This window comes from Hymenobacter edaphi (assembly GCF_003258365.1).
Classification (GTDB): Bacteria; Bacteroidota; Bacteroidia; order Cytophagales; family Hymenobacteraceae; genus Solirubrum; species Solirubrum edaphi.
Genome location: NZ_QHKM01000006.1, coordinates 113,715 through 138,956 on the forward strand (window position 1 = coordinate 113,715; position 25,242 = coordinate 138,956).

The 25,242-nt window shown below is 66.6% G+C and carries 18 protein-coding genes; 9 read left to right on the forward strand and 9 right to left on the reverse strand.

Annotated features, from left to right (window positions below; genetic code table 11):
• Positions 1–204: 204 nt before the first annotated feature.
• Positions 205–1,668: a DUF4139 domain-containing protein gene (locus tag DLM85_RS18035; RefSeq protein WP_207891055.1), complete on the forward strand. Its 1,464-nt coding sequence runs from the start codon at positions 205–207 to the stop codon at positions 1,666–1,668.
• A gap of 9 nt (positions 1,669–1,677) precedes the next feature.
• Here DLM85_RS18035 and DLM85_RS18040 read toward each other — a convergent pair whose 3' ends face one another.
• Complete coding sequence (locus DLM85_RS18040; RefSeq protein WP_111479542.1) at positions 1,678–2,835, reverse strand: mechanosensitive ion channel family protein; 1,158 nt, start codon at positions 2,833–2,835, stop codon at positions 1,678–1,680.
• A gap of 182 nt (positions 2,836–3,017) precedes the next feature.
• Positions 3,018–4,244, reverse strand: a complete 1,227-nt coding sequence (locus DLM85_RS18045; RefSeq protein WP_111479544.1) for a Glu/Leu/Phe/Val dehydrogenase dimerization domain-containing protein — start codon at positions 4,242–4,244, stop codon at positions 3,018–3,020.
• 253 nt (positions 4,245–4,497) lie between these two features.
• Here DLM85_RS18045 and DLM85_RS18050 point away from each other — a divergent pair, with 253 nt between their 5' ends.
• Positions 4,498–4,806, forward strand: coding sequence for an ArsR/SmtB family transcription factor (locus DLM85_RS18050; protein ID WP_059071745.1), 309 nt, complete (start codon positions 4,498–4,500; stop codon positions 4,804–4,806).
• A 247-nt stretch (positions 4,807–5,053) separates the two neighbouring features.
• Here the strand turns inward: DLM85_RS18050 and hemA are convergent, their stop codons facing one another.
• A complete protein-coding gene (gene hemA, locus DLM85_RS18055; RefSeq protein WP_111479546.1) occupies positions 5,054–6,328 on the reverse strand; it encodes a glutamyl-tRNA reductase in 1,275 nt (424 codons plus the stop codon).
• Between the two features lie 415 nt (positions 6,329–6,743).
• On the opposite strand from hemA, the gene DLM85_RS18060 reads away from it, so the two are divergent.
• Positions 6,744–7,928, forward strand: a complete 1,185-nt coding sequence (locus tag DLM85_RS18060; RefSeq protein WP_111479547.1) for a sensor histidine kinase — start codon at positions 6,744–6,746, stop codon at positions 7,926–7,928.
• A 30-nt stretch (positions 7,929–7,958) separates the two neighbouring features.
• On the opposite strand, the gene DLM85_RS18065 is transcribed toward DLM85_RS18060, so the two are convergent.
• The 4 genes from DLM85_RS18065 to DLM85_RS18080 form a co-directional block, all read right to left on the reverse strand.
• On the reverse strand, positions 7,959–9,026 hold the full coding sequence (locus DLM85_RS18065) for a lipocalin family protein (protein ID WP_111479549.1): 1,068 nt from the start codon (positions 9,024–9,026) through the stop codon (positions 7,959–7,961).
• 63 nt (positions 9,027–9,089) lie between these two features.
• The gene (locus DLM85_RS18070) at positions 9,090–9,563 is read right to left on the reverse strand and encodes a peptidase associated/transthyretin-like domain-containing protein (RefSeq protein ID WP_133257128.1); all 474 of its coding nucleotides are present in this window, start codon (positions 9,561–9,563) and stop codon (positions 9,090–9,092) included.
• 157 nt (positions 9,564–9,720) lie between these two features.
• Complete coding sequence (locus DLM85_RS18075) at positions 9,721–10,266, reverse strand: hypothetical protein (RefSeq protein ID WP_111479553.1); 546 nt, start codon at positions 10,264–10,266, stop codon at positions 9,721–9,723.
• A 57-nt stretch (positions 10,267–10,323) separates the two neighbouring features.
• Complete coding sequence (locus DLM85_RS18080) at positions 10,324–11,022, reverse strand: carboxypeptidase-like regulatory domain-containing protein (RefSeq protein ID WP_133257129.1); 699 nt, start codon at positions 11,020–11,022, stop codon at positions 10,324–10,326.
• Positions 11,023–11,155: 133 nt separating this feature from the next.
• Here DLM85_RS18080 and DLM85_RS18085 point away from each other — a divergent pair, with 133 nt between their 5' ends.
• The 4 genes from DLM85_RS18085 (at position 11,156) to DLM85_RS18100 (ending at position 19,614) form a co-directional block, all read left to right on the forward strand.
• On the forward strand, positions 11,156–12,931 hold the full coding sequence (locus DLM85_RS18085) for an amino acid permease (protein WP_424321698.1): 1,776 nt from the start codon (positions 11,156–11,158) through the stop codon (positions 12,929–12,931).
• 126 nt (positions 12,932–13,057) lie between these two features.
• A complete protein-coding gene (locus DLM85_RS18090; protein WP_111479697.1) occupies positions 13,058–17,857 on the forward strand; it encodes a DUF3320 domain-containing protein in 4,800 nt (1,599 codons plus the stop codon).
• A gap of 86 nt (positions 17,858–17,943) precedes the next feature.
• On the forward strand, positions 17,944–18,564 hold the full coding sequence (locus DLM85_RS18095) for a hypothetical protein (RefSeq protein WP_111479557.1): 621 nt from the start codon (positions 17,944–17,946) through the stop codon (positions 18,562–18,564).
• A gap of 81 nt (positions 18,565–18,645) precedes the next feature.
• Positions 18,646–19,614 carry a lipid A deacylase LpxR family protein gene (locus DLM85_RS18100; protein ID WP_111479559.1) on the forward strand — a complete coding sequence of 323 codons (969 nt, stop codon included), beginning with the start codon at positions 18,646–18,648 and terminating at the stop codon, positions 19,612–19,614.
• Positions 19,615–19,728: 114 nt separating this feature from the next.
• Here the strand turns inward: DLM85_RS18100 and DLM85_RS18105 are convergent, their stop codons facing one another.
• Entirely contained in the window at positions 19,729–20,691 is a 963-nt protein-coding gene (locus tag DLM85_RS18105) for a DMT family transporter (RefSeq protein ID WP_111479560.1), read from the reverse strand.
• A 190-nt stretch (positions 20,692–20,881) separates the two neighbouring features.
• Between DLM85_RS18105 and DLM85_RS18110 the strand changes: the two genes are divergently transcribed.
• Positions 20,882–22,744 (forward strand): M1 family metallopeptidase, encoded by a 1,863-nt coding sequence (locus tag DLM85_RS18110; RefSeq protein ID WP_111479562.1) that lies wholly within the window; start codon positions 20,882–20,884, stop codon positions 22,742–22,744.
• Between the two features lie 237 nt (positions 22,745–22,981).
• On the opposite strand, the gene dusB is transcribed toward DLM85_RS18110, so the two are convergent.
• On the reverse strand, positions 22,982–23,971 hold the full coding sequence (gene dusB, locus DLM85_RS18115) for a tRNA dihydrouridine synthase DusB (RefSeq protein WP_111479563.1): 990 nt from the start codon (positions 23,969–23,971) through the stop codon (positions 22,982–22,984).
• A gap of 187 nt (positions 23,972–24,158) precedes the next feature.
• Between dusB and DLM85_RS18120 the strand changes: the two genes are divergently transcribed.
• Complete coding sequence (locus DLM85_RS18120) at positions 24,159–25,235, forward strand: CPBP family intramembrane glutamic endopeptidase (RefSeq protein ID WP_111479564.1); 1,077 nt, start codon at positions 24,159–24,161, stop codon at positions 25,233–25,235.
• Positions 25,236–25,242 lie beyond the last annotated feature (7 nt).

A 25,242-nucleotide genomic window follows, 5' to 3' on the forward strand; every position in this document is an offset into this window, starting at 1 on the left:
CCGGGATTCCCGGCTGCCGCCGACGCGATTTTGCGTTTGCCGTTGGCTGCGTTCGGGATATTCTCCGCATCTTTTACCCGTCAAAATTCAGTTAATTCCTCTCGCTCGTTCCTAATGCCGCATCGTTTACTCGTCCCATTATTACTGTTAAGCGCTGCCGGCCGCGGGCTGGCTCAGTCCACTCCGGAGGCCGTGCGGGCATCTTTGCCGCTGCGCTCCGTGACGGTGGCCCTGAATCAGGCCGAGCTGGAACACCGCGGCACCGTAACGCTGCCCGCCGGGCGCAGCACGGTGTGGGTGGAAGGCGTCGCCAGCAGCTTCAGCGACCAAAGCCTGCAGGTGGAAACTTCCGACAACGCCCAGTTGCTGACCGTCAGCAGCGAAGCCGTGCGCCCGCCGGCGGGGCGTACGCCTACCGACAGCCTGAGCCTGCTGGATGCGCGTCTGCGCCGCCTCGACGCGGAGGTGAAGGCGCTGGAAGAAGAACGGAACTTCCTGCTCGCCAACCGCACGCTGCCCGCGGGCACGCAGGCCGGCTGGAGCACGGAGCTGCAGAAGGGCGCCACTTTCCTGCGCACCCGCCTGCCCGATATCCAGACGCAGACCGAAACGCTGACGGCCCGCCGCCAGCAGCTTGCCAACCGCCGCACCCTGCTGGCCAACGGCACCACCGGGCCGCAGCGGCTGCGGGTGGCGTTGCTGCTGGAGCTGGCCCGGCCCGGCGCCGTCAGCCTGACGCTGCGCTACGTCAATACCGCCTGCCTGTGGGAGCTGCGGCCCGAAATCCGGGTGCCTGAATCGGGCCGCAAGCTGATTGTCAACTCCTTCGCCAAGGTTAGCAACGGCTCGGGGCTGGATTGGACCAACGTGCAGCTGCGCCTGAAAAACGAGGAAGTGGAGCCGAACGTGACCAAGCCCGATCTGACGCCCTGGGCCATGAACTTCCGGAGCAGCACCGGCGGGGAAGGGCGCGTGGATAAGTTTGTGGTGAAGGGCAACGCCAGCGGCAAGGCCACGGCTGCCGAACCCAGCAGCGTGTACACCGTGCCCGAGCCCGTCAGCGTAAGCCAGGGCAACGACTACCTGGCGCGCCTGGCCGAGCAGACGCTGCCCGCTCGTCCCGAGTACGTTACCATTCCCAAGCTGTCGGAGAAAGTGTTTCTGCAGGCCAAGGTGACGGGCTGGGAAGGGCTGTTCCTGCCCGACGAGGAGTTCGGCGCCAATGTGTACTACGCCGGGGCCTACGTGGGCGAAACCGAAATCGACCCGCGGGCTTTCAACGACTCGCTGGAAATCAGCCTGGGCCACGACAACCTGATTACGGTGGGCCGCACCAAAACCCAGGATTTCAACGGCAAGGCGGCGCTCAACGGGCAGCAGCGCACCCAGGTGACCTACGAAATAAACGTGCGCAACCGCCACGCCCAAGCCGTGCGCGTGCGCGTGCTCGACCAGATTCCGGTGTCGCAGGAAAGCGACCTGAAAGTAAAGCTGGAAAGCTCCGACGGGGCGGAGCTGGACGAGGCCAGCGGCAAGCTGACCTGGCTGCTCGCCCTGGCCGGGGGCACCAGCAAACGAGTGCGCTTCACCTTCACGGTGGAGTACCCCAAAGGCCGAACCGTGGATTTCCAGCGGCCGCGCACTATCCGCTCCCCCAAGTTTCGCTAACCGCCGGCCCTAGAGCACCGAGCCGCTGGGCGCCGTGCCCGAGCTGATGCCCGGGTCGGCCAGCATGCGCACCACGGTGGTGTTGGTGGCGAAGGAGCCGCCGTGGGCCTCCACAATTTCCAGGATGCGGTAGTTGACTTCCTCCTTGATGTCGAGATATTCGTCGTAGGTGGCCACCTGCACGAAGTACTGCACCGTCAGGTCGCGGCCCGACTGGGTGAGGCCGGTAAGCTTGGTTTGTACTTCCTCCGGAATGACGCGCTCGTGCCGGCGCAGGTAGTCGTGCAGCTCGCGGGCAATGGCCAGCAGCTGCTCGCGGGTGGTGTCGTGGCTGAAGTTCAGGGTGAAGCTCACGCGCCGGGCCGTGCGCAGCGAGAGGTTGTCCAAGGGCTTGTCAATCATGGACTTGTTGGGCACCGTCACGTAGCTTTTCTCGGCCGTGCGCAGGCGGGTGCTCCGAAAGCCCACCTTTTCCACCGTGCCCGTGATGCCGCCCACCGTCACCAGGTCGCCCACCTGAAAGGGCCGGTCGAGGAAGATGGTGAACGAGGCAATCAGGTTTTCCAGGCTTTCCTTGGCGGCGAAGGCCACGGCCAGGCCGCCGATGCCCAGGCCGCCGATGAGCGCCGTCACGTTGACCCCGAATACCTGCCCGAGCATCACCAGAAAGGCGAAAATCAGGATGATGACCTTCACGAAGTCCTTGGCGAAGGGAATAAACTGCGCGTCGAGGCGGGTGTTGCTGGCCGTCAGCAGCTCGGCGCGGCGGCGGTACACCAGCTCGGCAAAGTCGATGAGGCGCAGCATCACCCAGGCCAGGGCCGAAATCACCCCGATCTGGTACAGGGCAAACGCCAGCTTCTTGGGCCAGGGCGTCGAGCGGGCGAGGTTGTCGGTCACGTCGGCCGGGTAGTCGAGCACGTTGAAGGCCAGAAACAGCGTGAACAGAAACAGCAGTACCGACAGCGGCTGAATCAGCAAGTCGTTCAGCTCCTGCTCGGTCACGCCCGCCGTGTAGCGCTTGATGACGCGGTAAAAGACCTTGGAAACGATGCGCGAGAGCAGCCGCCGCAGTCCGAAGCCCAGCAGCAGGATGATGCCGCTGACCAGGTACTGCCCCAGCGTGTTGCCGAAAAAGTGCTGATTAAGAAGCTGTTGAATCTTCATAGGGAGCGGGAGTAACTGGTCGGTAACGCGGGGCGGTCGGAGCCGGCTGAACTACAGAAGAACGTCATGCTGGGCTTGTCGAAGCATCTCTATCAGATAGTAAAATCACTATCCAGCGAAGCGCTAGAGATGCTTCAACAAGCTCAGCATGACGTGCATGTAGTTATTCCAGATGCTTCAGGTTACACCAGCTGCCGCAGCGCCAGCTCGAAGGACGTGCGGGCCAGGTGCAGCTCGCGCCCCTGGGCGTGGCTACGCTCCAGGGCCCGCAGGATGGTGCGCGAGATGTCGCCGAAGATGGCCTGGTCGGTGATTTCGGCGTTGGTTTCCATCAGGTAGGCGAAAACGCGCGCCATGCCGCAGTTGGCAATGAAGTCGGGCACCACGGCCACGTGCGCATCGGCAAACTCGCCGGTGGGACCGAAAAAGATTTCCGGGTCGGCGAAGGGCACGTTGGCCCCGCAGCTGATAACCTCCAGCCCACCGGCCAGCAACTGCTCCACCTGCTGGCGCGTGACCAGGCGCGAGGCCGCCGCCGGCACGAAGATTTCGGCGCCCGAGGTCCAGATATGCTCGTTCACTTCGTTGAACGACAGCATGTTGTCGGCCGTCAGCGCGTTGCCCTGACGCCGGAGCAGCAGGTCCCGGATTTCCGCGAACGAGAAGCCCTCCGGCTTCAGCAGCCCGCCGGCCCGGTCGATGATGCCGGTGATGATGGCGCCCTGCTGGGCCAGGTAGTAAGCGGCGGCAGCGCCCACGTTGCCCCAGCCCTGGATGATGGCGCGCTTGCCCCGCACGTCCTGGTCTTGCCAGAGGCGGTAGTAGTGGCGCACGCCCTCGGCCACGCCGTAGCCGGTGATGAGGTCGGCCACGGTGTAGCGGCGGGCGCGGTCGGGGGTATACTGCTCGTCTTCGACCACCTTAATCACGCCCTGGCGCAGCTGGCCCACTTTCTGAATCTTCTGCGGCTCGCTGGCGCGGTAGTGCCCCGTCACGATGCCCTCCTGCGGGTGCCACAGGCCGTAGTCCTCCGTAATCGGAATGACCTCGTGGATTTCGTCCACGTTCAGGTCGCCGCCGGTGCCGTAGTAGTTTTTCAGCAGCGGAATGACGGCGCGGTACCAGCGCTCCAGCACGCCGCGCTTGCGCGGGTCCTGCGGGTCGAAGTTGATGCCCGACTTGGCCCCGCCGATGGCCGGCCCCGACACGGTGAACTTCACCTCCATGGTCTTGGCCAGGCTTTCCACCTCGCGCTTGTCGAGGCCCTTGCGCATGCGGGTGCCGCCGCCGGCCGCCCCGCCGCGCAGGGAGTTGATGACCACCCAGCCCTCGGCCTCGGTTTCGGAGTCTTTCCACTCAAAGACGATTTCGGGACGCTTGTTTTCGAAGGTGGCCAGCAGGTCGCGCATGGAAGAAGGGGGAAGGGTAGGGGGATGGGGAAATGCCGGGCAAGGCTTCGTCGCGGACGCAAACCGGGGCGGCGCGCCAAAGGTACGGCCACCCGCGCAATCGGGGAATTTTGTATTTCAACAACCTCAGAGAAAGTCAGTCGTCCCGAAATGAGGCAAAAAGGCAACCTGTATAGGAACTTTAGACTATAGGAAGCACGTATTACCCGTACCGTATCGCTACGGGCTCCACACTCCACCTTTGTACGTCTCCATGAAACCACTGCTTTCGCGCGTAGAATCGAAAAAAGTGGATAAGGCTGCCGCGATGCTCAAGGTTCTGGCTCACCCCAAGCGCCTGGCCATCGTTGATTTGCTTGGTAAAGAAGATAAAATGACCGTGACGGAAATCTACCGCACGCTCGGATTGCCTCAAGCTATTGCATCTCAGCACCTTATCACCCTGAAAGACCGCGGCATCCTCTCGTCTTTCAAAGTCGGCACCAAGATCTATTACTCCCTCTCCATCCCGAAGCTGCTCGACGTTATCGATACGCTCGAAGGCTGCTGCGACACGATGTAAGGGACACCAACCTAGCATGAGCCCAAAGGCCCGGCTTCTCCAGCGAGAAGCCGGGCCTTCGGGTTTTGTAGCGGGCCCTTTGGCCACGCCGGCCTTTGCTCAGTTCGCGCATTCCGAAACGCTGGTCATTGCCGGATTCGTCGTTCCGGCTTACGCGAGCGGAAAGTTCGCGCTACATATTAATGACAGCGCCACCGCTGGTTGGGCGGTGGCGCTACGTATCGGGCTGGGCCAGTGGCGGTTTTATTTAGGCCGTGGCCTGCTGGCGTTCCAGGTCGAACAGGTCATTGAGCACGTCGATGAGCTGGTCGGCCTGGTCGCGCTTGCAGGCGGCTTTGAGCTGCAGTACGTGCTGCTTCAATACCTTCTGCATCAGGGCTTTGGTGATGTCGTCGAGGCGCTTGGCTTCTTCGGGCGACACCTTTTTCTGGTAGCGGTCCAGCTCTTCCTGGCGCAGGCTTTCCAGGGCACCTTTGATTTTGTGAATCACCGGGCCCACCATCATTTCGCGGCTCCACTCGTCGAGGCCGGCGAGGGTTTCCTCGATGATGCTGCGCACCTGCGGCACGGCGGCCAGGCGGCGCTCCACAGCGGCCGAGGCGCGCGACTGAATGGAGTCGATGTTGTAGAGCAGCACGCCGGGCACGCGCTCCACGTCGGCCTCGATGCTGCGCGGCACCGAAAGGTCGATGAAGAACTTGTAGCTCAGCACTTCCAGGCGCTCCACCAATTCCACGGTGAAGTAGGGGGTGTCGCGGGCAATGGAGGAAATAACCACGTCGGACTCGCGCAGGGCCTCGGTCAGGTTTTCGAAGTCAATGACTTTCAGGCCTTCGCACTCGGCGGCCAGCAGCTCGGCCTTGGAGCGGGTGCGGTTGCAGATGGTCACGTCGGCGAAGTTCTTGTTGCCGGCAAGGTGGCGGCACACGTCGGCGCCGATTTCGCCCAGGCCCACCACCAGCACGCGCGGGTTGGCCACGTCGGCGGTCAGCTCTTCCACCAGCTCCACGGCGGCGTAGGAGGTGGAGGCTGCCCCGTCGCGGAAGGCGGTTTCCTGCTGCACGCGCTTGTTGGTGAAGAACACCGAGTGCAGCAGGCGGTGCAGGAAGGGCCCGGCCGCGTCGGCATCGGCCGACCACTGGTAGGCCTGCTTCACCTGGTTGCTGATCTGCAGGTCGCCCACCACCTGCGCATCGAGGCCCATGGCTACCTCGAAGAGGTGACGGGCGGCTTCGTCGCAGTTGTTGCGGACGCTGAAGTACTCGTAGTAATCGGCCATGTCGGCCACGCCCTTGAGCTGGCCGAGGGCCTCGATGATGGCGGGGCTCTGGTCGCGCTCGGCGGCGTAGTAGATTTCGGTGCGGTTGCAGGTGCTGAGCACAAGCAGGTCCGCGAGGCCAAGCTGCTGGTGCAGCGTGTCGAGGAAACGACGGCAGGCCGGTTCATCCAACGCAATCAGCTCGCGAATCGCGAGGGGTGCGGTTTTATAGGATAGCCCTACGGCCTTAAACGGGTGGGTCATAGCGGGAGCTACGGGCGACGTAGAAGTGGACGACAAAATTACGGCGCAATTCGCAAGGGTGAAAACCCGAAAACAACCTTCGTGGTTCGACGCCGGGCTGAACTGCGTTTTTGGCGGGTTAAAACGGCTTCCGGGGCTGGCTAAATGACAAAAATCATTTGGGCCGGTCTCGGTTTAAGCCGCTTGGGCGCAACGGGTTAAAGGTAGGCAGGCGGGTGGGGCGGCGTCAATCCCCAAATGATGTGGCCCATTGCCCGGGCCGCAGGCTCAGCGGCAGAATAATCTCGGGGCGCCGGCGGGCGGGGCCGAACGGCGCGGGGAGGCATCGGTGGAGGGCGGGGCTACGTACTTTCGCAGTTGCTGTACGCGTTGGGGTAGCCGGTTTGGTTGCCTGCGGCCGCCTTTTCCTCTGCCTGTGCTTCCCATTTACGACCAAAAATCCCGAATCAAGCTGCTCATCGTGGTGCTGGCGCTGGTTATCGGCGCCGTCACGGTAGTGTATACCAACCTGCTGGTGAGCCGCCTGGCGGAGCGGGAGCAGCAGCAGATCGACCGGTACGCCCGCACGCAGCGGTTTTTGATTGGGACCGAGCAGGAAGATGCCACGACGGATTTCCTGCGCACCGAAATCATCATGGAAAACTCGAATGTCCCGGTTATCCTGGCCGACGGCGACGGCAACATCGTGGACTCGCGCAACATCACGATGCCCAGCGGCTTGAACGAGGCGCGGCGGCAGGCCTTTCTGCAGAACGAGATGGAGGACATGAAAGAGCAGCACCCGCCCATTGTCATCAAGATTGGCGGCGGCTTGCGCAACTACATCTACTATAAAGACTCGCTGATTCTGACGCAGCTCCGCACCTACCCGCTGGTGCAGCTGGGCGTTATTGCTTCGCTGGCCGTCATTGCCTACCTGGTGTTCAGCACCTCGCGGCGGGCCGAGCAAAACCGCGTGTGGGTGGGCCTGGCCAAGGAAACGGCCCACCAATTGGGCACTCCGCTGAGCAGCATGCTGGCCTGGGTGGATTACATGCGGTCCTCGGAGCGCTTTGCGGGGGAAGAAGTGGTGGAAGAGCTGGACAAGGACGTGAAGCGCCTGCAGATCATTACGGAGCGCTTCTCCAACATCGGCTCGGTGCCGGTGCTCAAGGACGAAAACATCCGCGACGTGGCCGAGCGGGCCATTGATTACCTGAAGGTGCGGGTGTCGCGCAAAGTGGCCTTCAAGGTGGAAAGCCTGCTGGACCCCGAAACCACGGCCAAAGTGAACATTCCGCTGCTGGAGTGGGTCATCGAGAACATCTGCAAAAACGCCGTCGACGCCATGGACGGGCGCGGCTCCATCACGCTCATCATCCGTCACGGCGGGCGCAACAACCGGCAGATTGCCCTCGATATCACCGATACCGGCAAGGGCATTCCGAAAAGCAAGTTCGAGACGGTGTTTCAGCCCGGCTACACCACCAAGAAGCGCGGCTGGGGCCTCGGGCTGGCCCTGGCCAAGCGCATCATCGAGAACTACCACAAGGGCCGGCTGTACGTGCGCTGGTCGGAGGTGGGCAAGGGCACCACGTTCCGGGTGTTGCTGAACGGGTAGGCTGTAGCGCGGGCTGAAGCCCGCGCTACATCATCGGTTCGTTATTTCCACGTAGGCGTTGCCCGTCACGGGCTTGCCGTGCTGGGTGCCGGTGACGCGGCACATGCCTTCCCAGTAGTTGAGTGCGGGCAGGGCTTTGAACAGCTTCAGGCTCAGCTCCTGCTGGGGCACCAGGGGTTCCACGGTCAGGTCGTAGCCCTGGGCAGGCACCTGCACGCGCCAGCGCGAGGGGTAGCGGCGGCCGGTGCCGGGGCTTTGCCAGTGGTCGAGGGCCTCCAGCGTGAAGTGCTTTTCCTCCAGGTGCTGGTTTTCGCCTTTGGGGCCGAACAACGAGCCGCCGCCGATGCGCTGGCCGGTTTTTTTCTGGTGCACGGTGTAGAGCATCAGGTCGTCGCCGGATTCGTGGAGCTGAATGCTGAGCCAGTCCCAGGCAATGTCGCGCTTGTTGACCGAGCCGCAGTTCCACTGCCGGTCGTACCACAGCTCGCCCGTCACCGGGCGGGGCTGGCCGTCGAGGGTGAGGGTGCCGGTAGTGGTCAGGCGGGGGTAGCTGTAGTAGCCGGCTTTGGCCAGCGGGCCGTACTGCTCGTAGCCGGTGCCGCCGTGCAGCAGCACGGGCTTGGCGGGCGTGGTGCTGAGCTGAAAGCCGGTACCGGGGTGGGTGGTCATCTGGGCCTGCAGCTGGTAGCGGCCTTCCTGGCCGTCGAGCTGCCAGAGTTGGTTCTGCTTGGGCAGGCGCAGGCGCACAGGCAGGGAATCGGGCAGCAGGCGTGCCTGGGGCTGCAGGGCGTAGTCGTAGTGGAAGCGCTGGTGCTTGGGGTCCGTCACGGCCACGTTCACCATCAGGTAGTCACGCTTGCCGGAGGGGTTGAAGTGAAAGAATACGTACTCGATGCCGTACTGGTCGCCCGACTGCGCGTCGCGCAGGTGACCGGTGAAGTACCACCATTCCACGGAGTTGCGCGGGTGCACGGCTTCTTCTTGGGGCAGCTGGGCGCGCTCCGCGAACGTGTCGTGTTTGGTGGTGGGCCGGAGCAGGCAGCTGGTGGGGCCGGTGAGCAGGAGCAGGGCGGTGGCAACCGGAAGCAGCTTGTTCATCGGCAGGATAAGCCCCTGCGCGCCCGAAAAGTTTCGGTCGGCCGGGCTACGCCGCCGGCCCCGCTACTGGGCCGACGTACGCCGCGGCACCGGCCGCGAAGGCGTCTTGCCCAGCCGGCGCACTTCGCGTCGGGGCAGCGCCGGGAGTGGCCGGGGCTGCGTCACCGCGGAGTCGCGCTGCACCACGACGCGCAGCAGCGAATCGGCCGGCTGCTGCAGAAAGGCTACTGGCACTGCCTGCAGCCGAAAAGCAGGGGCCTTTACCTGCAGGGTGTCGGTGGGGCTGTTGGCCAGCTGGTCGGCAGTCAGGTCGAAGGCGAAGTAGCCCTGCTCGTCGCTCTGCGTGCCCAGGGCCAGGTGCTTGAGCCACAGCGCGGCGGCGGGCAGCGGCTCCTGGGTGTAGGCATCGAGCAGGCGCCCGCGCAGGCGGTAGGCCGTGGTATCGGGTAGGCGGGTTGGGCGGGCCGGTTGGGCCGGCGCAGACCGGGGCAGACTTGGCGCGGCCAGGTTTGGACGGCCGGCCGCCATCAGCAACACGGCTCCTAGCCCGAGGCAGGCTGTATAAACGAATGTATAAGTCCGGCTGGAACCAGCCGAATCATCGGAAAAGCGCATAAATCGGGGATAGGGGCGCGCAAGGTACGCAAAGCCGGGGGCAAGGTTAAGCCGGCTTTGGGCGTTGCGTCGAACCCGATCAGTGCAGCCAGTCTTCCAGCTGGAGCAGGAATGGGCGGGGCGGCTCGGCCAAGACCGTGATGCGGACGCCCGGAATGGCACCGCCTATAACAGCGCGCTGCGGCAGCGGTTGGGCGTGCCGAATTGGCTCGTCGGGTTGAGACTCCCCGGCAAGCGGTGCTGCGGCCGGCCGTAAGGCCCGCGGCCGGGCAATCAAGGGGCGCAGGCGCTGCTCGGGCCAGACGGGCCGCTGGGCAGCGGCGTCGGTTGGCGTCAGGGCTGCCCAGACGACCGCGCCGGCCACCAGCCAGCGGTACCAGCGAGGGGGCCGCAACCGGGGCTGAAGGAAGAGCGGGCGGTCGAGCTGATCGGGCCTGAAACGGCCGCAGATGCTGGCAGTGGCGCGGGAAAACCAACGCAGCAGCTCCGCATCACTCATGCCGGTGAAATCGACCACTACTGTACGGCAGGCGGCGCAGTGGCGGCCCTGCCCGGCGGGCGTCAGCTGCTGCCAGTCTTCGTGGCAGGGCTGCGGGACGGTAAGAACAAAAGCGGAATCCGGCATCGGGCGGCATGTTGAGTACCCTGCATGGATGCGCCGGCCAGCCTGATTCCATAGGCCTTAGTCGATGTCGGGGGGCGTGAACGTGACGGTTGATATCCGGGGCGGGGGCGGCACCGACTTTGGCCGGTGCGGCACAAACGTCTCGCCGGGTTCCAGCACCAGGTGGGATTCGCCCAGGACGGCTGCCATGCCGCGCAGGCGCACCGTCAGCTCGGCCGCCAGCGGCACGCGCCGGCCGATGTAGTAGTCGTGGGTGGAATCGGGGGAAGCGGCTACGTAGAGCAGGGAGTCGCGCAGGGCGGGTGGCAGGCGCAGCGCGAAGCGGCCGGCGGCGTCAGTGCGCGCCTGCACGGTGCTGTCGGCCAGGCTGGTCACGTAGGCCCCGGCCAGCGGGCGGCCGGAGTCGAGGTCGACTACCAGCCCACGCACCAGCACGTCGGCCGGCGTGGCGGCGGGCGGCGTCCGGAGCTGCAGCTGCCCGGGCGCGGGCGTTTCGCAGCCGCTCAGGGCCAGGGCCGCGGCGGCCAGCCAGGCGGGCCAGGTGCGCGGGGCCTGGTGCTGGGGTAGTTGACGCGGGCGAAACCGACCGCAGCGGCGGCCGTGGCGGCTGAGCCAGGCCAGCACTTCCACCTCGCTCATCTGGGTAAAATCGACCACTACTTTCTCGCAGGCGGCGCAGTAGCGGCCGCCGGCTACGGGCGTCATCCGCGCCCAATCGGCGGGGCAGGGCTGCGGAACGGAGAGGCGAGTAGCCATGGGGAGGAGCGGCACTACCGGCGAAAGAAACCGGCTCTGAATAACCGAAAACGGCGCGGCCGGGAAATGCCAACGCGCAACGCCGCCGCATTATTTTCTATCTTTTGGGCCTCCAAATTCTATTCTCCCCGCTTTGCCTCCCTCTACGCTCCCTCCCACGCGCTCGGCCGGCCTGTTTCGGCGCAAGGCGCTATCCGACCTGCTGGCCAACCCGCCCGCTGATGAAGACCTGCACGGCTCGCACCCCGGTGAGCATGGCCTGGCCCGCCACCTGACGGTGCGCGACCTGACCGCCCTGGGCATTGCCGCCGTTATCGGGGCCGGTATTTTCAGCACCATCGGCAACGCCTCGCACGACGGCGGCCCGGCCGTGTCGCTGCTGTTCGTCTTCACCGCCATTGCCTGCGCCTTCTCGGCGTTGTGCTACGCGCAGTTTGCGGCCACCATCCCCGTGTCGGGCTCGGCCTACACCTACGCCTACGCCTCCTTCGGCGAGCTGGCGGCCTGGATTATCGGCTGGGCCTTGATTATGGAGTACGCCGTGGGCAACATCGTGGTGGCTATCAGCTGGTCGGACTACTTCACCGGCCTGCTCGACGGCGTCGGGGTGCACCTGCCCATCTGGCTGACGATGGGCATGCAGAGTGCCCACAAGCACTACAACGCCGTGCTGGCGCTGATGCAGGCCGGCAAGCCGCTGAGCGAGGCTTCGGCGGCGCAGCTGGAAGGCTACAAGGCCTGGGCCGCCGCGCCCGAGCTGCCGGGCGGCCTGCGCCTGGTGCTGGACCTGCCGGCCGGCCTTATCACCCTGGCCATTACCGCCTTGGTGTACGTGGGCATCAAGGAGTCGAAAAACGCCTCCAACCTGCTGGTGGTGCTCAAGCTGGCCGTGGTGGCGGTGGTTATCCTGGTGGGCGCTTTCTACGTGCAGCCCGAAAACTGGAGCCCCTTCGCCCCCAACGGCATCGGCGGCGTGCTCAAGGGCGTGTCGGCCGTGTTCTTCGCCTACATCGGCTTCGATGCCATCAGCACCACGGCCGAGGAGTGCAAAAACCCCCAGCGTGACCTGCCGCGCTCCATGATTTACGCGCTGGTTATCTGCACCGTCCTCTACGTCATCATCACGCTGGTACTCACCGGTATGGTGAACTACAAGGAGCTGGCCGTGGGCGACCCGCTGGCTTACGTGTTCAACAAAGTGGGCGTGACCTGGCTGGGCAAAATCGTGGCCGTGTCGGCGGTGCTGGCCATGGCCTCGGTGCTGCTGGTGTTCCAGATCGGCCAGCCCCGCATCTGGATGACCATGTCGCGCGACGGGCTGCTGCCCAAGGTGTTTGCCCGGGTGCATCCCAAGTACCACACGCCCTCGTTCTCCACCATCGTGACGGGCTTTTTCGTGGGCGTGCCGGCCATGCTGCTGAACATGGACCTGGTTATCGACCTGACCAGCATCGGCACGCTCTTCGCCTTCGCGCTGGTGTGCGGCGGCATCCTCGTCATCGACCCGCACGGCAAATCGGAGGCTCGCTTCAAGGTGCCTTACCTCAACGGCAAATTCCTGGTGCCCCTGCTGCTGCTCATCGTGGGCGGGCTGGTGTTCGTCTACAACCGCGACAACGTCAACGAGTTCTTCCGGCTGGTGAGCTTTTCGGAGGGCTACGAGGGCTTCCGCCACCAGATTCCGATGCTCGTGTTTCTGATTGCCTGCGGGTGGGTGGCGGCGGTGTCGTTCACCAAAAACCTCTCGCTGCTGCCCGTGCTCGGCCTGCTCACCAACCTCTACCTGATGACGCAGCTGGGCATCAGCAACTGGCTGCTGTTCGGCGCCTGGCTGATCATTGGCCTGGCCATCTACTTCAACTACGGCTTCAAGCACTCCAAGCTGAACCGGCCCGCCGGGGCCCGCTAAGGGCGCACGACTCGACCTGGGCCCGGCGCCGCGGCGGTAACGCGCGGCGCCGGGCTTTTTGGTTGCCCGCCGCGGCCGAGTATACTTGAGGGGATGGCAGCCCCGCCGCTGCTCGTTGTGCGCTCTATGGAACCTACCGCCGCTGATCCGGCCGCTTTGCGGGCCGCGCTGGCCGCCCGCCTCGATGCTTCCCGTCGGGAGCTGCTCGACCTGGGCCTGCGCAACCCCCTACTCAACTACCGCGCCTCGCCCGCCCGGGGCGTGACGGTGGTACGCGAGCAAGCGGCCGCGGTGTACGAGGCGCTGGTGCGGCAGGGCAAAACCATGTACTTCCAACCGGCGCCCAGGCCGAAACCGGCCGCCCGCCCCGCCGAGGAAGCCCCCGCCGAGCGCGCCGCCCTGCTCGCCGACAACCGGCTGCAGACCGACGAAACGGCCGACAGGCTGGAAAGCCGGCTGCTCAATTCCTACTACACCGCCCGCACCAGCCTGGAAGAACAGGGCGTCAACATCCTCTACCTCGCCCTGGGCCAGCTGCAGTGGTACGAGGCCAGCAGCCGCGCGGAGCCGCGCCGGGCGCCGCTGGTGCTGGTGCCCGTGCTGCTGGAGCGCAGCGGCGCGGCCGAGCGGTTTCGGCTGCGCTACACCGGCGCCGACATCGAAGCCAACCTTTCGCTGCAGATCAAGCTCCAAACCAGCTTCGGCCTGAGCCTGCCCGAGCTGGAGGACGACGCCGACGTGGCCGCCTACCTGGCCGCCGTGGCCGAGGCCGTGGCCGCCCGGCCGGGCTGGCAGGTGCAGGCCGACGCCATTGCCTTGGGCTTCTTCTCCTTCAGCAAGCTGCTGCTCTACCGCGACCTGGACCCCGCCACCTGGCCCGCCGACGCCGACCTGCTGGCCCACCCCGCCATCGGGGCCCTGCTCGGCCCCGCCGGCTTCCGCGACCCGGCCCCCAGCGTGGGCGACGACGCGTTTCTCGACACCGACAGCCCGGCCCACGAACTGCACCAGGTGCTCGACGCCGATTCGTCGCAGTTGCTGGCCTTGCTGGCGGCGCGGGAGGGGCGCAACCTGGTCATTCAGGGCCCGCCCGGCACGGGCAAGTCGCAGACCATTGCCAACCTGCTGGCCGAGGCTATCGGGGCGGGGCAGCGGGTGCTGTTCGTGGCCGAAAAAATGGCCGCGCTGGACGTGGTTAAGCGTCGGCTCGACGCGCTCGGGCTGGGCGCGGCCTGTCTGGAGCTGCACTCGCACAAGGCCAACAAAAAGGCGGTGCTCGACGAGCTGAAAGCAACCCTGCAGCTGGGGCGCCCCGCCGCTCCCGCCACGGCCGACCTGGTCAGCCAGCTGCCGCGCTACCGCCAGATCCTCAACGACTACGCCCTGGCTGTGAATGCCCCGCTGGGCCGCAGCCGCCGCAGCGCCCAGCAGGTAATGGGCGAGCTGCTGCACCTGCGCCGGCAGTCGGGGGCCGCTGCGCTGCCGCGCGTGGCCTTCGCCGGCCTCAGCCAGTGGACCGACGCCGACGCCGCCCAGGCCGAAGCCCTGGCCGCCCGCCTGCAGGCCACCTTGCAGAAAATCGGCCCGCCGAAGCAGCTGCCGTTCTGGGGCAGCGAGCTGACGGTGCTGCTGCCCGCCGAACAACACGCTCTGACGCAGCGCCTGGCCGCTGCCCAGGCCGCCGTGGCCGCGCTGCCAGCTGCCGCCCAAGCCCTGGCCGCCGCCCTAAACCAGCCCGCCCCTCCCGACCGCCACGCCGCCGAAGCCCTGCTGCCCCTGGCCCGGCACGTGCAGCTCGCCCCGCCGCTCACCGGCGCCACCGTGGCCGATGCAGCCTGGATCCGGCAGGCTGCCGGAATTCAGGCGGTGCTGCAGGCCGGGGCCACCCATAACGCCCTGCGCCGGCAGCACGACGCTGATTGGCTGCCCGAAGCCTGGGGGCAGGATCTGTCGGTTGAGCGCGCCGCCCTGCTCACCTACGGCCCGAAGTGGTGGAAATTCCTCAGCGGCCGTTACCGCCAGGCCCGGCAGCGTCTGCAGGCGCTTTGGCGCCACGCCCTGCCCGACGACAACGCCCCCGTGGTAGCCGCCATCGACGCCCTGCACGAAGCCGCCCGCCACGCGCAAACGGTGGAGGCCGCCCGCCCGCTGCTGAGCAGCCTGTTTGGCTCCGCGTGGCAGGGGCTGCGCTCCGACTGGCCCGCCCTGCGCCGCACCGCCGACTACCTCACGCTCACCCACCAGCGCATTGCTCAGGGCCAGCTGCCCCCCAGCCTGCTCACCTACCTGGCCGCCCCGGGTGGTAGTACGGCTCCAGGTCGTGCTGCCAATATCGTTGAACGACCCAGTCCGCCCGCCGCTCCTGCTGCCGCGTATGCCAACGCGCCGGCCGGATTGCCCGCCGGCCTAACGGCCCTCGAAACCGCCCTGCACCAACACCGCGCCGCCCTGCAGGCCGTGGCCGATGCCCTGCAGCTCAACGAAGCCCGCCGCTTCGGTCCCGATGGCCGGCTGCAGCTGCAGCCCTTCGCCCAGCAGGCCGCGACGCTGACGACCTGGCAAGCCGAGCTGCCCACCCTGCAGCAGACCGTGGAATGGAACAACGCCGCTGCCCAGGCCACGGAATTGCCGGAGCAGCTGTTGCTGGCCGAAAGCTGGCCCGAGGCCGCCCGGCAGCTGACCGCCGCTGTGCGCCAGACCTGGCTGGAATACCTGCAGCGCCTGGCCTATGAGCAGCACCCGGCGCTGCGCCAGTTTGAGCGGGCCGCCCACGAAGAAACCGCCGCCCGCTTCCGCGAGGCCGACCGCGCCGCGCTGCACCACCACCGGGTGCGGGCCCTGCTGCGCCACCACCAGCAGCTGCCCCACCCCCAGGCCGGCGGGCAGATGCTGGTGCTCAGCCGTGAATTCGCCAAGAAAACCCGGCACCTGCCCCTGCGCCGCCTGATGGCGGAGGCCGGCCGGGCCGTGCAGGCCATCAAGCCGGTGCTGATGATGTCGCCGCTATCGGTGGCCAACTTTCTGCCGCCCGGCGCGGTGGAATTCGACCTGGTAGTGTTCGACGAAGCCTCCCAGGTGAAGCCCGTCGATGCCCTCGGCGCCATTGCCCGCGGCCGGCAGCTGGTCGTCGTGGGCGACTCCCGGCAGCTGCCACCCACGTCCTTTTTCGACTCGCTGACTGGCAGCGGCGACGAGGCCGACGAGGAAAGCGTGACGGCCGACATTCAGAGCGTGCTGGAGCTGTGCCTGGCCCGGCAGATGCCCGAGCGGATGCTGCGCTGGCACTACCGCTCCCGCCACCCCGCACTCATTGCGCCCTCCAACCACCTGTATTACCACGACCGGCTGGTCGTCTTCCCCAGCCCCGGCGGCGCGACGCGACTCGGCCTGGTGTATCACCACCTGCCCGATACTTATTATGAGCGCGGCACCACCCGCACCAATCCGCTGGAAGCGCAGGTCGTGGCTGAGACCGTGCTGCAGCACGCCCGCCACACGCCCGCGCTGACTTTGGGCGTGGTGGCTTTCAGCATGGCCCAGCGCCAAGCCATCGAGGATGCGCTGGAGCAGCTGCGACGGGAGCACCCCGACATCGAAGCGTTTTTCAACCGCCACCCGCACGAGCCGTTCTTCGTCAAGAACCTGGAAAACGTGCAGGGCGACGAGCGCGACGTAATGCTCATCAGCGTGGGCTACGGCCGCACCCGCGAGGGCTACCTGGCCATGAACTTCGGCCCGCTCAGCGGCGCGGGCGGCGAGCGGCGCCTCAACGTGCTCATCACCCGCGCCAAGCTGCGCTGCGAGGTGTTCACCAACCTCTCCGCCGATGACCTCGACCTCACGCGCACCACGGCCCAGGGCGTGCGCGACCTGAAAACCTTCCTGCACTTTGCCCAGCACGGCCAGCTAAACCAGCTCGGAGAAACCGTCCGGCCGCCGGATTCATCCTTTGAAGAAGCAGTTTTCCAGGCCCTCATAGCCCGCGGCTACCGGCTCCGGCCGCAGGTCGGCTCGCAGGGCTTTTACCTCGATCTGGCCGTCGTCGACCCCGCGCAGCCCGGCTGCTACCTGCTCGGCATCGAGTGCGACGGGGCCATGTACCACGCCGCCCGCTCGGCCCGCGACCGGGACCGGCTGCGCCAGCAGGTGCTGGAAGCCGTGGGCTGGCGCCTGCACCGCATCTGGAGCACCGACTGGTTCCGCGACCCGGCCGGCGAAACCGAGCGGGCCGTGCAGGCCATCGAAGCGGCCCGGCAGGCTGCTGATAAACATGCTGATGATGAGCAGGTGCCCGCACTTGAAAGCACGGCGTCGACGACACCGCCGACGGGTATCGAGCGGGAGGAAGCCGCGCCAGTTGCGGTGGCCGAACCCTACCAGCTGGCCCAGCTGCCGGCCGCCGTGGGGCACCGCGAGCTGCACCAGCACAGCCTGAGCTTGCTGGCCGGCTGGCTGGCCCAGGTGGTGCGCGTCGAAAGCCCGATTCACGTGGACGAGGCCACCCGGCGTCTTGCCCAGGCCAGTGGCGCCACGCAGGTGGGGGGCCGCATGCGCCAGGTGGGCCGCGACGCCGCCCTGCTGGCCGCCAACCTGCGCCACCTGCGCCGCCAGGGCGACTTCCTGTGGGAAAACACCATGCAGCAGCCCCCGCTGCGCGACCGAAGCCTGCTGCCCGCCATTTCGCGGAAGCTGCCGCTGGTGGCGCCCGAGGAGCTGGCCCGCGCCCTGCGCACGGTGGTGGCGCAAAGCTTCAGCCTGCCCCGCGACGCGGCCTACCTGGCCACCGTGCGCCTGCTCGGCTTCGGCCGCCTCTCCGACGACATGCGCGAGCTGCTCGACGGCGTGCTGACGGGCCTGCTGGCCCGCGGCGAGCTGGAAGAAGCCGGCGGCGTGCTCCGCCCGGTAAGTTGGCCGGGACAGATATGAGCAATTGACTGAGGTTGGGCTCCGCGCCATAGGCAGCATATAAGTTGATAATATGATTAATGGGCTGATATATAAAACCATAGCTTGTGGATGATGCGCTTGCCCTCCTGCCGCCCGGCGAAACCATCTTGCTGACCCTGCGCCTCGCCGGCTCCATCCCCGCCCGCGCCGGCCGCGAGTTGCAGCAGCAACGCATAGCCGCCCAGCAGGCCGCCCGTACCGCGCCCACGCCCACCGAAGCCCAAGCCGCCCACCGCCGGGCCGAAAAGCGCTTCTTCGCCGACTTCGACGCCGTGCTCGACTCGGCTCTGGTCGGGGGCCACTACCTGGAGAGGGAAAAAATAGCCGAAGCCGTGGCCGGGGAGCTGCTGCTACTGGAGGAGCAGGGTTTGCGGGTGCCCTGCTTTGCCTTGACCTTCAATCACCTGCACGCGGTGCTGCACCAGCCCGCCGGCCACCGCCTCGCGCTGTACAAAGCCGTGGAGCTGCTGCACCAGCGCACCGCGGCTCAGGCCCGCCGCATCCTGCGCGGTCAGCTGCCCAGGGAGGCCGACTTCTGGCACCCCGGCTGCCACGAGCTGCCCATTTTCGACGCGGCCGAGCTGACCCGGGTGCAGGCCTACCTGCTCGGCCACGCTGCCCGCCTGAAGCTGCCGGCCCGCTACCACGCCTGGCCCTACCAGCACAGCGCCCCGCTCGGCGGTTGAGCCCCCAGCAGCCCGGGCCGCTGAGGGCCGCAAGCCGTAGTGCGGGCTTGGTCGTATGTAAGGCTCCCGTCCCAAGCCTTTATGCGCTACCTGCTTATTCCGGCGCTTTGCCTGTTGCTGGCCCGTCCCGCCGTGGCCCAGCACTCCGCCACCGATTCCGTCAGCGCTGACCGTTTCGCGGCCTACACCTTCGCCAACGACGCCTACTTCAAAACCGATTACTACTTCACGCAGGGCATGAGCGGCACCGCGGTGCTGCCCGTGCTGCGCCTCCTGCCCGGCGCCCGGCTGCTGCGCCTGCCGCTTGGTGGCGTCCAGCACTTCGGCCTGCGCCTGACCTACGACGGCTTCACCCCGCTGCGCATTCAGGACCCGCTCATCCGCGTCGGCGACCGGCCCTACGCGGCCTACCTGTACCTCGATTTCTTTCGCGCCGCCACCGCTGCCGCCCGGCGCCGCCGCCTGACTACCGCGCTGAGCCTGGGCCTGATCGGGCCGGCGGCCGGGGCCCGGGGCTTTCAGACCAAGCTGCACGCGCTGCTCGGCGCGCCCACGCCGCGTGGCTGGGGCTACCAGATTCGCAACGACCTGGTGCTGGGCTACGCCGCGCGCTGGGAACAGCGGCTGTGGAGTGCCGGGCGCAGCGTCGAGTTGATTGGCGGGGGCACGGCGGCCCTGAGCACCCTGCGTACCTACGCCGGGGCCGAGGCCCGCTTACGCGTGGGGCTACTCAACTCGTATTTCGCCGACCTCGGCGTGGCCTCGCGTGCCACCCGCCGCGGGCGGCGCGCCCAGTTCTACGCCGAAGCCTGGCTGGACGGCCGCCTCATCGGCTACGACGCGGCCCTGCAGGGCGGCCTGCTGCGCCGCGACAATCCCTACGAGCTGCCCGCCCGCGACCTGAAGCGCGGCGTGCTGCGCGCCACCGGCACCCTGGGCCTGGGCTACGCCGGCCTGCGCCTGACGGCGTCAGCCGTGCAGATTTCGCCGGAGTTTCGGGGTGCCCGGCAGCACCGCTGGGCCCAGCTGGGGCTGCAGGTGGCGTTTTGAGTCAATAAATAATCAGCAAGGAGCAATGCACACCTGATGGCGTAACCGGGGCAGTAGGCGGGCGTAGCCTCCTAACTCCTAACTCCTAACTCCTAACTCCTAACTCCTAACTCTTTACTTCGCCCGGTTGATAATGAACACGCTCAGCAGGATGATGCCCATGCCGAGCAGGTGCCAGCCGTTGATAACCTCGCCGTCGAGCAGGCCCCAGGCCAGGGCCATGATGGGCACCAGGTAGGTATTGGAGGAGGCAAACAGCGCCGTCGACTGCTGAATGAGCCGGTTGAAAAGCACCATGGCCACGGCCGTGCTCAGGGTCGCCAGCAGCGCGATGTAGCCGAAGGCCGTCCAGGCGCCGGGCACGTGCTGTAGCTTGTAGACGAAATCGGTGCCGAGCAGCAGGTACACGGCCGCTGGCCCGCCGATGAGCATGAGCAGCAGCCCCGTCACGGCCAGGGCCGGCATGCCGTGGAAGTGGTGCTTGATGAGGTTGATGCTGATGCCGTAGCCCAGCGTGGCCAGCACGATGTAGAGCCCGTACCAGGCGTTGCCCTGCCCGCTGGGGGTGGCGTCGCCGCCGCTGCCGCCCAGGCCCATCAGCACGATGGTGCCCAGCAGCCCGGCCCCAATACCCGCGGCCCGCAGCCAGGTGATGCGCTGGCCGAAGAACAGGGCACCCATCAGCAGGGTGAAGACGACCGTGAGGGCGTTGAGCACGCCGGCCAGCCCCGAGGCCAGCTTGGTTTCGGCGTAGGCGAAGAGGAAGGCCGGAATCAGCGTGCCTACCACCCCGCTCAGCAGCAGCCACTTAAAGCGGCTGCGCTCCACCCGCCGCACGTGGCGCAGGGCAAAGGGCAGCAGCAGCAGCGAGGCCACCGTGACGCGGGCCGCGCCCAGCTCCAGGGCCGAAAACACCACCAGCCCTTTCTTCATCAGAATAAACGAGGTGCCCCAGATGGAAGCCAGCACGATGAGCAGCACCCAGGCCGTGAGCGGCGTGGGCTGGTGCGGCGGCGGGCCGGCCACGGTGGGGGAGGAAGGGGCAACAGCGGCAGCGGGGGCGGGAGAGGAGTTCATGCCGGGCAAAGGTCGGAAGAACCCGGCAGCCGTTGCCCGGCCGCTGGCCCGAATTGCACCGGTCCGGTTCGGCGGCCCCGCGTGCCGGCCCGAAGCGGCGCCGCTGTACCTTGGGCGCCATCAGCCCGTGCGCAGCCGGGGTGCAACGCCCGCGGCCCCGGCGCTGTCTGTCACGCTACACCACTTCGCTATGCCCCGCATTCTACTCGCTTTCCTGCTGCTCGCCGGCCTGGCGCCGCCCGCCGCCGCGCAGTCGTCGCTCTACATGCCGCGCGACATCAAGGCCGCTTACGCCAAGGGCACCCGCGCCCTCGACGGCCGCCCCGGCCCGCGCTACTGGCAAAACCGCGCCCGCTACGACATCACCGTGCAGGCCGCCCCGCCCGCCCGCGACGTCCGCGGCCGCGAGCAAATCGTGTATACCAACAACAGCCCCGACACGCTCCGGCAGGTGGTGTTCCGGCTGATTGCCAACATCCACCAGCCCGGCGGCGCCCGCGACGGCGACGCCGCCCCCGCCTACCTCACCGAGGGCGTGCAAATCGACTCCTTCGCGGTGGCCGGCCAGGCCCAGGACCCCAAAACCTGGCGCGGCCCGGCTACGGCCAAGACGGTGAAGCTGCCCAAGCCCCTGCTGCCCCACGACTCGGTGCGCTTCTCCGTCGTCTGGCACTACAACGTGTCCGAGCAGAGCGGGCGCGAGGGCATGATTGACCCGACCACGTACTTTCTGGCCTACAGCTACCCGCGCGTGGCCGTCTACGACGACTACAACGGCTGGGACCGGCTGCCCTTCGTCGACAGCAAGGAGTTCTACAACGACTTCAACGACTACACCCTGCGCGTGCGGGTGCCCGCCAACTACCTCGTGTGGGCTACCGGCGTGCTGCAGAATGCCGACAAGGTGCTGCAGCCCACCTACGCCAAGCGCCTGAAAAAAGCCCTGAAAAGCGACGAGGTCATTCACGTGGCTACGGCCGCCGAGCTGGCCCAGAAGAACGTGACGGCCCAGAACCCGTTCAATACCTGGCTGTTCACCGCCCGCGAAGTGCCCGACGTAACCTTCGGCCTGAGCGACCATTACCTGTGGGATGCCGGCAGCGTCGTCGTCGATGCCAAGGCCAAGCGCCGCGCCTTGATGCAGGCCGCCTACGCCGAAAAGACCGTCGACTTCCGCGAGTCGGTGAAAAACGGGCAGTACGCCCTGGGCTGGTTTTCGGACCCCAAAAACTGGCCCGGCGTGGCGTATCCGTACCCCACGATGACCGCCTTCCAGGGCTTCGCCGACATGGAGTATCCGATGATGGTCAACGACAGCCCGCAGGAGGACCCCGCGTTTGCCCAGTTCGTGCAGGACCACGAAATCGTGCACACCTACTTCCCGTTCTACATGGGCATCAACGAAAGCCGCTACGCCTACATGGACGAGGGCTGGGCCACCACGTTCGAGCTGCTCATCGGCCGGGCCGAGCGCGGCGCGGCGGCCGACGAGCTGTACCGCAAGTTCCGGGTGGAGCGCTACATCAAGGACCCCGCCACGGCCCAGGACCTGCCCATCATCACGCCCAGCAGCGAGCTGAAGGCCGGCTACGGCAACAACGCCTACGGCAAACCCTCGCTGAGCTACCTGGCCCTGAAGGACATGCTGGGCGACGAGCTGTTCAAGAAGTGCCTGCACACGTACATGGACCGCTGGCACGGCAAGCACCCCATTCCCTGGGACTTCTTCCACTCGATGAGCAACACCGCCGGCCAGGACCTGAGCTGGTTTTTCCAGAACTGGTTTTTCACCAATCACTACATCGACCTGGCCGTGGCGGGGGTAAGCGGCACCACCCTCACCGTGCAAAACGTGGGCGGCTTCGCCATTCCCTTCGACGTGGCAGTGGAGTACACCGACGGCTCGAAAGCCACCCTGCACCAGTCGCCCGCCATCTGGCAGGCCAACCAGCGCCAGGCCACCATCACCCTGCCCAAGGAAGCCAAAGCAGTGACCTTGCAGGGCGGCCTGTACCTCGACGCCACCGAGAAAGACAACGTGTGGTGGCGGTAAGCCCTAAGTAGCTGCCGCCGGCTCACCCCGTAGTCATTGCGAGCGAAGCGCGGCAATCTTTCCTCTAGTAGCACGGCCGCTACAATCCACTCTACCCGAAAACGGCACCGCCCGAAACCACAGATGCTGGTTTCGGGCGGTGCTACTTATGCCGTTGTGCCACGAGAGGAAAGATTGCCGCGCTTCGCTCGCAATGACTGCCGGTGCTACCGCTGCTTGCAAACGACGGCAGGCGGCTTAGTCGGCCAGCACTGCCTCGCTCTGCGCAATGCTGGCCAGAATAGCCCGCACCTCATCCGGCGTGCCGGCTTCCACCAGTTGGGTGCGCCACTGCTTGGCGCCCACCAAGCCCTTGAAGTAGTGCGCGTAGTGCCGGCGCATCTCGAAGACGCCCAGCTTCGGGCCCTTCCACTCGATGCTCTTCTCAAAGTGCATCACGCAGGCGGCCACGCGCTCCTCCAGCGTGGGCGGGGCCAGCTTTTCGCCCGTCGCCACGAAGTGCTTGATTTCGCGGAAAATCCAGGGGTAGCCGATGCTGGCGCGCCCGATCATGATGCCGTCGACGCCGTAGCGGTTCTTGTACTCCACGGCTTTTTCGGGCGAATCGATGTCGCCGTTGCCGAAGATGGGAATCCGGATGCGCGGGTTGTTTTTGATGGCCGCAATCAGGCGCCAGTCGGCGTCGCCCTTGTACATCTGCACGCGGGTGCGGCCGTGCACCGTCAGGGCCTCGATGCCGATGTCCTGCAGGCGCTCGGCCACTTCCTCCACGTTCTTGGTGGTTTCGTCCCAGCCCAGGCGGGTTTTCACCGTCACGGGCAGGTGGGTGGCTTTCACCACGGCCGCGGTCATGGCCACCATCTTCGGAATGTCGCGCAGCAGGGCCGCGCCGGCGCCTTTGCAGGCCACCTGCTTCACCGGACAGCCGTAGTTGATGTCGATAAGGTCGGGGCCGGCCACGGTGCTGATGCGGGCGCACTCGCCCATGGTGTCCACGTCGGAGCCGAACAGCTGAATGCCGATGGGCCGCTCGTAGTCGAACACATCGAGCTTCTGCCGGCTCTTGGCCGCCGCCCGAATCAGCCCTTCCGACGAGACGAACTCGGTGTACATCAGATCGGCCCCGCCCTGCTTGCACACGGCGCGGAAAGGCGGATCCGACACGTCCTCCATCGGGGCGAGCAGCAAGGGAAAGTCGGGCAGGGCAATGTCGCGGATGTAAACCACAGCGGAACGGGTTAGCGTATTTTGCGCAAATTTACGACTATGTCAGGGTCCGCGGGCCTCGGGCGCTGCCGGGCCGCTACGGCCCGCGCCTCCAAGTGCCTCAGGCCCTGACTGCCGGCCAGCCATAACCGGCTTCTACTGCCCCTGGTTCCCGCGGTGCCGCCCGGCGCCCTCATTCCTCCTGCCCATGCGCCTCAGCCGCCCCCTTCGCCCCACCGACGAAAACCTGCACCCCGCCCTCGTTCTGATGCTGCTGGTGCTGCTGGTGGTGGGCGGTATGTGCGTAGGCTTCTTCGTGGCCATGATGCTGGTGGGTGCCGTCTACGGCCTGGATGCGCTGATGCGCGTCACCACCATCATTGCCGCCCCGCAGAACTCGCCCGAGGGCTGGGGCATCCTGATGCTGATGCAGGGCGTGCCGCTGCTCTTCGGCTTCGGCGGCGGCGCTTTGCTGGTGCCGGTGGTGCGCGGCCTGAAGCCCGGGCCCTACTTCCAGCCCCGGCAACCGGTGCCCGCCTTCTGGCTGGTGGCCGCCATGGTCCTCATCATCGTGAGCATTCCGGCCATGTCGGTGCTCATTGCCTGGAACGCCAACCTGCACCTGCCGCCCGCCCTCTACGGCTGGGAAAAAGCCGCCCGCCTCTACGAAGACCAGGCCCAGGTGCTCACCACCTTCCTCACCAAGTTCAACACCTTCAGCCGCTTCCTGGTGGCGCTGCTGGTGGTGGCCGTCATTCCGGCCATTGCCGAGGAGTTGACCTTCCGCGGCGTGGTGCTGCGCCAGTTTGCCCGCTGGACGGGCTCCGTGCACTGGGGCGTGTGGCTGTCGGCGGCCGTGTTCAGCGCCATTCACGTGCAGTTCTTCGGCTTCTTCCCGCGCCTGCTGCTGGGCGTGGTGCTCGGCTACCTCTTCGCCTGGAGCGGCAACATCCGCGTGTCGATGGCCGCCCACTTCGCCCAAAACGGCTTCCAGCTACTGCTGCTCTACCTGCAGCAGCGCGGCACCATCGCCTTCGACGCCGACGGCAACGAAGCCCTGCCCTGGACCTGGGCCTCCGTCTCCCTGCTCATCACCGCCGGCCTGCTCTACTGGCTCTACCAGCAGCGCTTCCAGCCCGAAGTGGCCCCGCTCGAAGCGCACACGCTCACCAGCCACGGCGTGGAAGTGCGCCGCGCCGACGCCGAAGCGGCTCCGCCCGTCGCCGGGCACACGCTCACCAGCCACGGCATCGAAACGCCCACGCCCGACCAGCCCCGCGCCTAACCCGCTG